This window comes from Mastigocoleus testarum BC008, assembly GCF_001456025.1.
In the GTDB taxonomy this organism is placed as follows: Bacteria; Cyanobacteriota; Cyanobacteriia; order Cyanobacteriales; family Nostocaceae; genus Mastigocoleus; species Mastigocoleus testarum.
In genome coordinates this window covers 21,047-34,964 of the sequence record NZ_LMTZ01000157.1, presented here as the reverse complement: position 1 = coordinate 34,964, position 13,918 = coordinate 21,047, and the positions used below count along the sequence as shown (strand labels likewise).

The 13,918-nt window shown below is 34.0% G+C and carries 10 protein-coding genes; 4 read left to right on the top strand and 6 right to left on the bottom strand.

The genetic code is table 11. The annotated features are described in order from the left end of the window. Positions 1-386 precede the first annotated feature (386 nt). The 5 genes from BC008_RS42305 to BC008_RS42285 form a co-directional block, all read right to left on the bottom strand. Positions 387-1,550 carry a GspE/PulE/PilB domain-containing protein gene (locus BC008_RS42305; RefSeq protein ID WP_027841496.1) on the bottom strand — a complete coding sequence of 388 codons (1,164 nt, stop codon included), beginning with the start codon at positions 1,548-1,550 and terminating at the stop codon, positions 387-389. Between the two features lie 193 nt (positions 1,551-1,743). Then, complete coding sequence (locus BC008_RS42300; RefSeq protein ID WP_036264792.1) at positions 1,744-2,934, bottom strand: HetZ-related protein 2; 1,191 nt, start codon at positions 2,932-2,934, stop codon at positions 1,744-1,746. 1,021 nt (positions 2,935-3,955) lie between these two features. Next, positions 3,956-4,306, bottom strand: a complete 351-nt coding sequence (locus BC008_RS42295) for a carbon dioxide-concentrating mechanism protein CcmK (protein ID WP_027841494.1) — start codon at positions 4,304-4,306, stop codon at positions 3,956-3,958. Between the two features lie 266 nt (positions 4,307-4,572). Continuing rightward, the gene (locus BC008_RS42290) at positions 4,573-4,884 is read right to left on the bottom strand and encodes a BMC domain-containing protein (RefSeq protein ID WP_027841493.1); all 312 of its coding nucleotides are present in this window, start codon (positions 4,882-4,884) and stop codon (positions 4,573-4,575) included. Between the two features lie 535 nt (positions 4,885-5,419). Beyond that, positions 5,420-6,499 (bottom strand): GNAT family N-acetyltransferase, encoded by a 1,080-nt coding sequence (locus tag BC008_RS42285; protein WP_027841492.1) that lies wholly within the window; start codon positions 6,497-6,499, stop codon positions 5,420-5,422. A gap of 709 nt (positions 6,500-7,208) precedes the next feature. On the opposite strand from BC008_RS42285, the gene BC008_RS42280 reads away from it, so the two are divergent. After that, positions 7,209-8,978 (top strand): ABC transporter substrate-binding protein, encoded by a 1,770-nt coding sequence (locus BC008_RS42280; protein ID WP_027841491.1) that lies wholly within the window; start codon positions 7,209-7,211, stop codon positions 8,976-8,978. Positions 8,979-9,151: 173 nt separating this feature from the next. Next, positions 9,152-9,958 (top strand): aldo/keto reductase, encoded by an 807-nt coding sequence (locus tag BC008_RS42275; RefSeq protein ID WP_027841490.1) that lies wholly within the window; start codon positions 9,152-9,154, stop codon positions 9,956-9,958. Between the two features lie 225 nt (positions 9,959-10,183). Here the strand turns inward: BC008_RS42275 and BC008_RS42270 are convergent, their stop codons facing one another. After that, the gene (locus tag BC008_RS42270) at positions 10,184-11,236 is read right to left on the bottom strand and encodes a hypothetical protein (protein WP_235596019.1); all 1,053 of its coding nucleotides are present in this window, start codon (positions 11,234-11,236) and stop codon (positions 10,184-10,186) included. 1,027 nt (positions 11,237-12,263) lie between these two features. Between BC008_RS42270 and BC008_RS42265 the strand changes: the two genes are divergently transcribed. Further along, positions 12,264-13,034 carry a class I SAM-dependent methyltransferase gene (locus tag BC008_RS42265; protein WP_027841488.1) on the top strand — a complete coding sequence of 257 codons (771 nt, stop codon included), beginning with the start codon at positions 12,264-12,266 and terminating at the stop codon, positions 13,032-13,034. Then, positions 13,031-13,753: a TenA family transcriptional regulator gene (locus BC008_RS42260; RefSeq protein WP_036264791.1), complete on the top strand. Its 723-nt coding sequence runs from the start codon at positions 13,031-13,033 to the stop codon at positions 13,751-13,753. The genes BC008_RS42265 and BC008_RS42260 overlap by 4 nt, the downstream gene beginning before the upstream one ends. The last annotated feature ends 165 nt before the right edge of the window (positions 13,754-13,918 follow it).

Sequence of the window (13,918 nt, the reverse complement as noted above, 5' to 3'; positions counted from 1 at the left end):
ACCATCATCCTAAAACGGTCGTATGAATTTAATTTTTACTTACTTGATACCAGTAACCTTAATATTACCTAGATTTACCTTTATGTGTTAATAAAAGAACTAGACTTGTGATTCATATATCTTAACGATAATGCTTTAGTTACAGTTAAAAAGTAATTAGATTATTTTCATATCGTCTACTTATAGAAGTATATAAAGTACAGACTTAGATAATCAAACTTATTTCAGCCGGAACTTAAAAAAATTATATTCTAGGATTACATTACAACATAATAAATAACTAAACGAAATCAGCGTTTATACTGACATCAGTTCAATTTGCTATCTACTTAAGTTTTACTGATGATTTAAATTTATTTGTCCTGGGAAACTTACAAATAGTAATTTTAATAGGTCATAGACTTAATCTGTCTATCCAAATTTTTTAATAACCTGTTGAGTGACTTGAGAGATTCGATTCTTTCTGGATCTTTACTAGAACTACGTAATAATTTTGTTTGAAGTTCATGTAGTTTATAACTAAGTTTTTGAGAAATACTTAATACATCTTCGCTTAGACGCGATACCTGTTGATTTTGATAAAACTTTAATGCAGCTCCACGTAATACCTGCAATGTCGCCTCTTCTCCGTACATTCCCGGCATTATTTGCAAACGCAGTAGCACTCGTTGTTTTTGGTAGATATATTCTTTTTCTACTTGTCGAGCTTCTACTATTGTGGCAATTGATAGATCGGTAAATCGCTTTAACTCATTCAATACTCCCTGAAAAATAGATAATTGCAACTCTTCCAGGATGGATTGGATCGCACCATTTTCGCTCCAAAGTATTCGACCGTGGTAAGGTCTTCTTTCCAAATACAATCGACCGATCCCACGAGTTACAACTCTTGCTAACAATTCTTCCAAGATTTTTCTCGGTGGGAGAACTAAAATTTGGTCTGCAGAAACTAATGAGTCTCTTTGAGGTAACTTTAAAACTGGTAAGTAATTTACAGGTTTAGATTCTATAGATAATTGGTTTAAGCGACCCAGTTGTATATTTTCTCGACCTGGAAATGAATTTTGGGAAGAACCAATGTTATCAACAGATAATTTATCGGGTGGAGTTGAGGAAATTTCAGCTTCAAAGCTACCTGTGTTAGTACTTTCTACTTTATCATTCACAGCTTTGCTCAAGTCTAACACTTTTCCTGAATCTGCTTCTGTGGATGTATTTTTATGATTCAGGTAAGCTGAAAGCATCTCCTTGTGGGTTTCAGGTCTAATTATCTCAGTTGCGATCGCACAATTTATGCAAACTAATATGCTATTGACATAATCTAGTGCTTCCCGATCTTCTGGATTAACGATACCCAGTAGCAAATTATCGTTATCTAATTTTAAAGGTAATATTTGGTGATATAAACAAGCTTCAAAGGAAATCACTCTATCAATCAGCGAAAATAGTCGCTTTTGATTTTCCTTATCTAACGACTCAGCTATATTCTTAGATGAGCTTTGCTGGTTAGCTTCTGACGTATTTTTCGATACTTCCCTTGAAGACGACATAAGTTCGACTGCTTATTATTTGGACTTATACTGAATTGTGTTTCCATCTTAATCACAGTACAGAACCATACGCCTTAATTAAAACAATAGTTAAATAAATTACTTTTATACTTAGTGATATTCAGCGAAAAGTAAAAATAGGTGGATGAGGGAAAAGTCCCAAATCCAAGGATACTGCACTTTTGGTGCATAATTATTGTTGTGTCCTCAAGGTTTGAGCTGCTAGATAAATTTTAGTCCATTCACCCATTACTTGATGTGTTCTCATTTTTAACTGTTGAGCAATCGCATCCAATGCTACCCCATCTTTAAGCAGTGCAAGAATTTTTGATTGTTTCTGAGTTAGTTTGTCTTGCAATTTTTCCCATTTGTGAGGTGTCAAACCTAAATTATGCTCTTCGATGGATACACCCAACCAGTTATCTACCAATTCCGGTTTATTTTTCAGAGCAAAGACTCTTACTGCATGATAGCTAATCTTTTCTCGTAGGCGGTACACTTCTTTAATAGGCTTGTTTAGACTTTTAGCAATTTCATCTTGTGACTTACCTTGTAAATATAACTTCAACCAAGTAACTGCATTCTCTCCAAGATTTTCATTTTCTCGCAAATACTCTTCAAATTTTTCTTTGACTTCATAACGCAACAATTGTTGCTCTTCTCGATTTTGTTCTTCCTGGTATTCAGCAACCGCTTGTGAATCTAATAAATTAACTCGATTTTCGTTATCATCCGTAAGCATTTCATCAGATACCATGCGAATCATATCATTGCTTGGAACCTGAGTTAAACCACCACGTTGGGAACGACGCAGGTAATTTACAAAACGGTAAGCTAACAAAGGTTGATTTCGTACCGGGCGCAAGCAATATTCTTCTATACTGGCAAACAAAAGGGCATCATTTAGACGAGGATTGTTTGTTATCGTGGAGATAAAAGCCATTTGCTGGCGCATATAGTTATCATTTTGGAGTAATTCTTGAATTACTTCTTGTAACACATCTAAGACTTTGCGCTGGCGATCGCGCGATAGTGCGATCCAAGTCTGAATCTTACTCCTCAATGTTGCCAGACTTCCCAACCTAACGATGAGATTACGATACGCACGTTCTCTTCCTATTCCTAAATAGCGTTGTTGTAGAATTCGGTATTTGTACTCCATCGCTTGCTTAGCGATTTGTAATTCCCTTCCGTGTAAATCGTTCAAACGTTGAGTATTATTACCTATAAGCCAGCAGATAATATGTTCTCTATTTTCTAAGCTCTGTTTGGGACATTCTGCAGCCAACCTTGTTCTCCAAGTTTTTGCAAACTCTTGCTCGATTTTCATTTCAAGATTGCGCTCCTTCAAACCCTGCCTTAAAGTATTCATAACAACCCCCACTTAACATTTCTGATAATATAATTAGTATTCGGTTCAGATCGCTTATTATTTCGGTTGACATTTAATTGGTCTCACTTTAATTACGTTTCAATTCCCTGGACTTATGCATTTTGCCATATGTCTTAACCATAAATTCTGATTCTAATCGTGGAAATCACCCTTGACTGTATGCTTTCATAATTTTTCTACCTTTTAACTTTTGTAAATGGCAATATTGGGTCTCTGTTTAAAATATCTTCTCAGATCCTGTAAGGTATAGGTCAAATCATGAAGGATTTGAGGGAATTTCGTGCAACATACTCAAGTAAGTGAAGAAATGATTTCCACTTATGCGACATTATGACGATACAGCAAGTAGATTTTTTGACCGGCATGTCTACTGAAATACATTTAATCCTGACATATTCTTACTTCAAAATGTTCTCTCCTTTAAATACTGAGTACAAAATGCTACTTAATTACAGGTAAGTAAATAAATACATCAGGGGGTAAATAAATTTTGGTTGTTAAGTTTTTAATTATTGAAGTTGATTATTTTATTAAATTTATTTTTGGATATATTAAATTTTACGTTTAATTATCTGCGTATATGAAATTATGTCCTAGAGAATTAACTCTTGGCAACTGTTTATTTATAACAATTTTTATTGTTTAATAAAGCTTCAAATTTACTAAGCTATTTTAGCCAATATAATTTCGACTAATATACAGACTAATTTATAATTTCCTATTAATTTTCTATTAATTTTCTATTGATTTAGTTTTTGTAAAAATAAGCAGACGAAATACAAAAAATGCTGTTAATAATATTAAAACTAGGTTTATATTTCTAGGGGCAATGAAAATAGGGAAATGATAGTATTTGCAGTGTTATATGTGCTATGAAATATAATTAATACCACTATCGATTATATATTTTCATCTTTTACTATTTTTTGTATTTACTATCGTAAATTTTGTCCTTAGCTGTATATTACTAAGGACAGAAAATTCAGAACAAATACTAATTAATTAAAGATAATTAACGACCATTCGATCTACGAACTATCGGATTTTCCACTGCCAAACGATACTCTTCAACAGCTTCAGTATAAGCAATTGGTAAAACAGCTTCAACATTTTCATGAGGACGGGGAATAATCACCCAAGATTCTAATGTTCCACCATGGCATTTTTCAGAGGCTTCTATTCCAGCATCCATTGCAGCTTTTACTTCTTGTACGTCACCACGAATGTTTATTGTAAAGCGGGCACTACCAACCCTAATATAACCGACAAGAGTTACTCGACCAGCTTTTACCATTGCATCAGCTGCAGCTAATACAGCAGGAAAGCCTTTTGTTTCTAACGATCCAACTGCCTGTAGTGGCATTGGTTATCTCCTAATATTAATGGACAAATGGGGGATAGAAGTTTATTTTACGAATCTTTCTATACAATTTGCATAATAGTTTTTTAATCGTTGCGTTCGAATTACTTATACGAAATACAAGAAAAAATATTTTAAAGGAAAGGAAGTTCTGTGCATTCACTAAAAATTGAAGTTACATTTCTATTAAATCATCAATAATATTTTATTTGAAGTTAGATCTTTTTCAAAGCAGCAAGTAGAATCCTAAATGTTATTGACTGGCTAATTTAAAATAAACGGAATGGTTCTGATTCTGGAGTATGGTGAATTGGCAGAATACTTTCTACATTTTCTGGAGGATTAGGAACAATATAATAGGTTATTACTTTACCTCCATATGCATTATTACCTGCTTCAATTCCAGCTTCAACAGATCTTTCTACCTCAGCGACTTGTCCTCTCACAGCAACAAAAAAACGAGCACTTTCTGATTTGTCAGATTGAACAATAGTGACCTCAGCAGCTTTTACCATTGCATCTGCTGCTGCAAGTACTGCCGGAAAACCTTGAGTTTCAACAACCCCAACTGCCATTGGCATGGCTTTAATCTCCAGATGTACGTATAAGTATCCTTTATTATACGTTTTTTTGATCCTTAAATAAACATTACATAAGTTTGGGCATAACTTCCCAAAAAAATAGAATTTTTCTACCTAGAGCAAGGGGAGCTCATCCACCTTTTCAACTTCTTGAAGGTGAATTTTGTCAATATCAGAACAAGAAAATGATATGGGGAAAGAGTAGTATTATTTTCTGTAAGATGCTTGCAGTCTGATTCTTAATTGTACTTGAGAACTAAAGTTACTTATAGGGAATACCATACAGCTAATAAGATATTTCCTCGAGGGTACATCATAAGTAATTAAGTGGACACTGTATAAATAATTCATTGAATTTGATCCAAAATAATTAGATCGGTTGAAAAGTCCTATGATTTGTCTACCGATCTATTTACCTTTGGATGCAATATTATTCCCATTAAAATAACTGTCATTGGGAACGAAGGTTTCACTCGTAATGATTATGTAGTTATTTGTCAGATATCATATAATCTATGTAACGATTTCATGCTTATCAGAACAAGTTGTGAGTAGTATAAATTGATATATTTTTTATTTTCTTCAGAGCTTTCATTGCATCTGCTTTCACAGTTTTGCGGTTAATTTGGCAACTTGTGTTGAAATATTTCTGAGCCCCGAAGAAAGAAAACTTATATTCTTCATTACCCCTAAGAAAATCATATATTTGAAAATTATTATCTATAGCTTTTTTAATGCTATAAGCCATCATGACTCTACCAGGCGATAACTTAGAATACTCAGAGTTATATCCAGTCATATAACCATAGGCTCTTTTTTTGTGAAGATCGACAAACATACCTGTTGCTGCAATAGGTTTCTTTCGATCCCAAAGCACGCTCAACCATAAATTATTATTTTCAGCACAACGTTGAAATATATCGCGATACATATTCAATAAACTCTTCGGTTGAGAGCCTCTTTGCATCTGCATCAATTTTAACAATGCATCTAGTTGAGCCTTAAAATTATCACTGCAGGTTTCTTCTAAGTGAATATCACTTTGTTTTTCTACTCGTCTGAGTGCATGACGTACATTTTTGCGAGCTTTAGGACCCAAAAAATTTTTGAGATACTCTTCCCAACTACCAGGTAAAAGAATATAAGAATATGAATGTTGTTCAATTGGCTCAATACTGAACTTATCTTTTCGAAAGTATTTAAGGAAAGTACTCAGTTGAGAACCCGATATGTTTCGTATTTGAAAGCGATCCCATTCCAAATTTTCTTGAATGTAAGTTGCAAAATTTTGAATTGCTTGTTCTTCAAATTCCGGCAAACAAACAAATCCTCTATGATCTGCAAGGGGATCTCCAGCGGTATGAAGCGCTCGATATAGTTTTACTCCATTCCATTCCCAAGAATGTATAACTATTGGGAAGAAAGCAATATAGGCAGAATCTTCATCAGATCGGAGAGCTAGAATTAACCATTCGTCCGAGTTCACTTCTAACCAACCACGTAACCATGACCAAGATAAGAATACCTGTGCATGTTTATCGGAATAATAGACTTGGTTCCAAGCAGTTTTTAGTTGCTCAAATTCATCGATATTATCAACAACGCTAGTAAACATATTTTATTTAAAAACAAAAACCCATGAGAGAATATTAAGTCTCTGCTAGCACCAAGTTCAATAAAATGCATTAAAGTTTCAGTAAATTTTATTTAAATTTAGCCAATGGCTAGCGTTAAGTTAATTTAAAACAATGAAGAAGCGTAGTATTCTCACTCAAGGCTGGAAGCCTCCGGCTTTAGTCGGGGGTTGTTGACTTGTTATTCTGATTTGGCTATTAAATCCATAACAATATCATTGAAAGCCATTAAACTAAATTTACTATCTTTGATATGTTTGCACTGCAAATGTGCAATCTATGCATATTAATCTTCATATCTTCCTTAACATTTAAGCAGCATTTAAATATTATTTTTTTGTTAAAAAACTAACCTAATATCCAAATAACTCAAGTAAATACCCAAATATTTTAAATAATTCAGGACTTACGCAGCGAAAGTGGATCCGTAGGTAGCGCAGCTATAGTTATAGCATGTCCGCAGCTGTCGCTGACCCGCAGCGTAGTCATACGTAATGACGTAGTTGCATTCATTTCGCGTAACCTCTGACAATTAAATATATCTTTTAAATATATCTTTACTTTGTCAATCAAAAAGCTGTAACTTAACTACTGGTTGGAATAAATCATAATCAATCAAATCAAGTATAAGTTATAAAAATAGATCGCTATTAATCTGGTACTTCCTGATAGTTGAGTGTGAGTTTTTTTATGTCTCGTTCCCGAGTTTTAGTAATTGTGCTATTGATGGTTTTCCTTGTTACGATTGCAGCTTGCGATCGCAAAGCATGGAAGACAGGAAATCAAACATCTGGGTTGGTTTTGGTTTCTCCCAACGATCCAGCCACATTCAACTATGCGATGAACAACTCTCCCTATAGCGTTTTTCCTTTCATTTTTCAGGGATTGGTCAAACAAAACGGCATAACTACTGAATTGGAACCCGCACTAGCTGAATCTTGGTCAGTTTCGGACGATGGACAACGAATTACCTTTACTCTCAGGGATGAACTTAAATGGTCGGATGGTAAACCCTTGACTGTAGATGATGTCATATTTACTTATAATGATATTTATTTCAATCAAAAGATTCCCACTGTATTTAAAGATTTTGTGCAAATTGGCAAACAGAATTTATTTCCCTTGTTGCGCAAGATAGATCGGCGAAGGGTAGAATTTACTTTACCTGAGCCTTTTACGCCTTTCCTAAGATATTCTGCCAGTTTGGCGATTTTACCAGCTCATGCCCTACGGGGTTCCGTGTTATCTAACGATGCTAATGGTAATCCTAAATTTCTCTCGACCTGGGGAACGAATACAGCACCGGAAAAAATTATTACTAATGGTCCTTACCAAATAGAAAGTTATAGCCCTTCCGAGCGAGTTATTTTTCGACGTAATCCTTATTACTGGCGTAAAGATGCTCGAGGTCAGCAAATGCCTTATATTGAACGTATTGTCTGGCAAATTATCCCATCAAGTGACACCCATTTGCTGAGATTCCGTTCTGGGGATTTGGATACTTTAAATGTGAATCCGGAAAATTTTGCTTTGCTTAAGCAAGAAGAAAAGCGGGGTAAGTTTACTATTCACAATGGTGGACTGACAACAGGTATTAATTTTATTACTTTTAATCTTAATCAAGCTAGTGATTTTCAAGGTAAACCTTTTGTCGATCCAGTCAAGTCCCATTGGTTTAATAATTTAGCATTTAGGCAGGCGATCGCCCATGCTATTGATCGTGAAAGAATTAGACTTAATATCTATCAGGGATTAGGTGAGTTACAGCATTCACCCATGGCTGTACAAAGTCCTTATTACCTATCTCCTGAAGAAGGATTAAAGGTGTATAGTTACGACCCCAAAAGAGCAAAGGAATTACTAATTCAAGCGGGGTTTAAGTATAATTTTCAACAGCAACTGTTTGATAAAGATAACAATCGAGTAAAATTTAAGATTTTAGTTAAATCAGAAGATCGGTCTCGGATAGATGCTGCGGTACAAATTCAAGAGGATCTCAAACAGATTGGTATCGAAACAAGTTTACAGAGCTTGAATTTTATTACTGTATTACAAAAGCTACTTTCAAAACGGGATTGGGAGTGTTATGTTGGTGCTTTTTCATCAGCAGTGGTTGAACCTAACCTTGTTGCTTTATTTTGGAATAGCAATGGCTCTTTTCACATATTTAATCAAGGTTCTCAATCCAAAAAACGTCCTATTTTAGGATGGAGGACTACTAGTTGGGAACAAAAAATTGACAGGCTTTTCTTCGAGGGTTCGCGAACAGCAGACGAAAGCAAACGTAAAGAGATTTATGGCGAATTTCAGAAAATAGTTGCCGAACAATTACCAGTATTTTTCCTAGTAAATCCCATGTCATTTCAAGCAGTGCGCGATCGTGTGGAGAATGTAAAATTTTCAACTATTGGGGGAATATTATGGAATATTGATGAATTACGCTTGAGTAAAAACAATTAATCTGTATTTGATTGACTCGAAGATTTTCTCCTTCATCCAATAATATTACTTGATTGTACTCTTTTAAACGTACAAAGTTTCTAAATTTTAAGCGCTAATCAGAACCAAGAAAATGCCAATATTAGTAAATAGTATGTTGGTAAATAAAAAATCAACAAGGTGAAGTTAATAAAGTGAAGCTGACAACACTAAAGGGAAACCCACCAAGCATTCTAGGATTAGGAGCATCTTTGAAAACTGATGCAAAAATAGTAAATACAGCATTCAACTCAGGAATTAATTATTTTTTCTTCTACAACTTTAATTATCAGAGTTTTTTGGACGGATTAAAACCAATCCTTGCAACACAAAGGGAAAAAGTATTAGTTACAAGTGGGAGCACACAGCGAGATATTAGTACTTTGCGTCAATACCTCGAACAAATACGTCAGCGTCTTAATATTGATGTAGTAGATGTGTTTTTTACCGAATATGTATCTCCTCAAGATGATATGGAACGGGTACAAACAATACTTGATGAATTCAGGTCCTGGAAAGAAAAAGGGCTAATACGTTATGTCGGAGCTACTACCCACAATCGCCTGATCGCTTTAGAACTAATACAAAGTAAAGCCTGTGATGTGTTAATGCACCGCTATAATATGGCACACCGCAAAGCAGAAGAGAATGTTTTACCTGCTGCTTTCCAAGCAGAGATTCCTGTGGTTGCGTTTACCTGTACCCGTTGGGGATCCTTGTTAAAGGGACACCCTGAGTGGAACAGTCAAGCACCTACAGCGGCTGATTGTTACCGTTATGCTCTACATAACCAAGCTGTAAGTCTAGCTCTCACTGCTCCAAAATCCCGACAGGAATTAGCAGAAAATCTCTCTGTTTTAGGTGCACCTCATGTTTCTCCCGATGAAATTTATCAATGGTGTAAATATGGAGATTTGATTTATGGAACAGGAGAAGATTCCTTTGAGACTCAATGGCTCTAATACATTTAAAATGTTAATTACTCCCTTTCGAACCTAAGATTACCTATAAAAACTTCTCCTTTTCTTCCCACACTCCCCACACTTTCTCCTCTCACTCAATTAGGTATTTTCCACCGGGATAGAAGTAACCCTCCTCAGTTAAGGAGGGTTTGGAAGAAACAAAAATCTTGAAGTTTTATTGGTTGTTAGATTATTTGTTATGAAACGATTTTTTGTTAGAGTAAATTACTCAAAAATTTTCGTAATTCTATAACCTTTAGTGTATAAAGGAACTGGAGCATGAGAATTCTTGATGGCACTTGCTTGCGCCATTGTCTCATCAAATACAATCAGATGCTCTTTACCGACTTTGAGCCATTCTTCATAAGGAACACTCATATCTTCTTCTAAACCACCAAATTGTTGGGGAATCATAGCTCTATAGTCTTCATTAAATTTTCTCCGGAACCGAAAATCTACTGATATTCTCAGCCCTTCTCTTTTTCTTCTCACGGTTTGATGCAAACCACGAGCATCATTAAAATACATAGTTCCATGCTGTAATTTTGCTTCTTTGTAAGAAACAACCATAGGAATATCTTTTCCTTCATCGAAACTGGACATTACTCGCATCGCTTGTAATTCCATCTCACGGGGCATTTCACCAGCTTCAATTGTAATATGTTCTATGTCGCCAAACAGTGGTAATACAATTACAGTTGCATCTGCAGGAACACCAGCCCAAACGTCACTATGACGTTTAGAACTTGTAAAAGGTAAGGCAGCATTTTTAGATTTAGTTTTACCATATACCATCCGTAGATTGACAGGTAAATCTACAGCATCAATTAAATCATTAGCTCCTAGTTGATAAAAGGCATCAGCTACAGTTTTTTGAAATAAATTGAATGCTAGAACTTGCTCCTGTTTTGGCATTAATAGCCCAGTACCAGTATAGTTTGGTAAATCTTCTCTCGCTTCAAGCAATCGTTGCAGCATCTCTGCTTCCGAAAGAATAATCGGACTATTTAAACAAGTGGAAATATAGGTAGCAGCAGCTATTCGAATTTGCTCAAACAGCTCGGGTTTTAAAGTGTGTTCAAATAGCAGCCTATATTGTTTCTTTGTGGCAATTCTTTGCGCTAATTCTTCAAAAAGCCTATCACCAAGATAGGAAAATTCTACAGATTTCTCTTTCTCGTGACTAGTTTGGGGAAATATACTTTTTTTGGAAATAGATTGAGTATTTGAGTTATCTCCATCAATACTACCAGAAAGTTGCTCTAATAAATCTTTCACTTAGATATCTCCTAAAGATCATTTGTTAAAGTGAATGTTGTTAATTATCTGGTAGAGCAAACCTGAGCATATTTTAGATACACTTGCTTGACAAATAGTAAAATGCTATAGATTCATAACTCATTTATTTTATTTATGATTTGAGTATCAATCTAATAAAAATCTTCAGTTTCATCTTTTTTCTGATAATACTAATAAGCTAAAACACTTTTTATTATTTGGCATCCTGAAATACACTAGTCAATGATTTATTATTTAAAACATGATGTTCAAGTAATAATACTTAAATATTAGTTTTAGATTAATAATTAATAAGCATAATGATTTTAATATATTTTTTTGAAATGTGTTTATAAATAAAAAAGTAAAATGAATATAGCTTATTTCAGAGCAATTAGTTTATTTTATTCTCAATAATAATTTGAATAGTTATAACGCAGTATTTAACATAAGCAGATTACGGGAAATTTTGCATCATCTTAATAAGACAATTATCATTTTTCATAAATTCAATTACTTCATAATTAATTTATAAATATCTTTATCAAATTTTAAATGTAGTATAATTAACCTTATACACATTAATATTTAAATAAGAAATACCGACCTATATATTTTCAATAAAAACTTCCTTTTATTATAAAGATATAGCAAATTTATTTATCTAATATTTGTCAGTATATTTAACATTTACAAACCCAGATTTTGACTGATATAACGGAAAAAAAATGTACAAATAATATTTTTCTGGTTATTTATCAACAAGTAGAGAGATTTTTTCTAGGATGCATAACTTTTTTTGTCGAAGTTCGACACTGGCTTTATTTAGAACTATTAATTAAGGAGCATGGATGAAGTAAAGTAAAAAAATTAAGGTGTAGTTAGTGTGTGATAGTTAAAAGCATAACGCATCCTTATAAATATCATTAGAATTAAAGATGATTCAATTTTTGTTCCTTAGATTATTTATACTTCCATACTAATTGTTAAGCAGATAGTTTTTTTAAAGCTTATTCATCAGGTGTTTATGCATAATTTAAATAACTTGGAATCCACCAAAAAATTATACGATTTAACTGCATCTAGTTGGGTTAGAGAGAAGCCTAGTTCCTTGTCTGACTTTACAGCACGTCCTTTTATTCTGGACATGTGTGAACCTCTCAAGGGACGAAAAGTACTCGATTTAGGATGCGGGGAAGGTTATTGTACGCGTGAATTAAGTAAACGTGGTGCTGCGCAAGTCTATGGTATTGACATTTCTGAGAATATGATTCGTGCTGCAAAACAGCAAGAAGAAAAGAAACCTTTAAATATTTCTTATGAAAACGCTTGTGCAACAAATCTCAAACAGTTTGGCGATAATAGTTTTGACCTTGTTGTAGCTGTTTTTTTATTCAATTATTTGAATAACACTCAGATGAAACAGTGTATGTCTGAGGTCGCACGTATTCTTCGTCCTGCTGGTCAGTTTATATTTAGCATTCCTCATCCTTGTTTCCCATATATGAGAGATGCAGAATATCCTTTCTACTTCGAAGTTAACGATAAAGGTTATTTTAGCCAAAGAGATCGACAATTTACCGGAAAAATTTGGAAAATAGATGGTGTTTCTCTGGACGTACAACTAATACATAAAACTTTTGAAGATTATTTTGACGCTTTAAGAGATACTGGGTTCGAGAAAATGCCCATTCTTAAAGAGTTACGGGTGACTCCAGAAATGATTGCTCTCGATCCATCTTTTTTTAGCCCCATTGCTGATTTTCCGCTACACGCTGTTATAAAAATATCCAAATGAATTCAAAATTTATTATCCAAAGTTCTTTTCGAGAAATTGCTAAAAGTCATCCTATATGGGAACACAGTTTCTTACATAAGTGCAGATATCAAGAACTGACTCTTGAAGAAGTCAAATTACTAGCAGTTCAAATGTACAAATTCTGCAAAGAGTTCAATCGAATATTAGCTAGCATCTTATCTTGTTGTGAAGATGAGAATGCACAAATGGTTATTCTCGAAAATCTATATGACGAAATGGGACAGGGAAAAGCTGAAAAATGTCATCCAGAACTGTTTCGTAAATTTACTCGCGCACTTGGTATAGATGATAGAACTTTAGCATCTTTCTCAAAAACTCCAGAAACCAATAATTTAATTAATACTTACATGGGTATTGCGCCAGAATATGGTTACTTAGCGGCTTTGGGAGCTATCTGTTACGCTTCAGAAGGCATTGTAAATACCCTATACACCCAACTTTATAAAGGTATTGTAGGTAGTGGAAGTTTCACGAAAGAGTCTTTGATGTTTTTCGAAGTCCATATAGATTTAGATACCGATCACGCCAAAAAACTTGCAGAATTAATAGAGCCGAAAATTACCTGTCATCAGCAAGAGATAAAAGTCAGACAAGCTATTCTAAAAGCAATGGATGCTCGCGTTATATTCTTTGATGGAATTGAGCGCCAAATTTTTAATGGTAATTTTGCTGTAAATCCGCTTCTCTTTAAGTCTTAAAGAATTAGAGAGTAAAAATACTGAGGCAAAAAACTAATTTTTGAGATATTAAAAATAATAAATACTTCACATTGCAAATGTAGAAAATACTAAGCGATGTTTTAGTTCTCAGTATTCTCAAAATTAGTTTTGAATTGAAAATAATTAGGATATTTCAGGAGATAC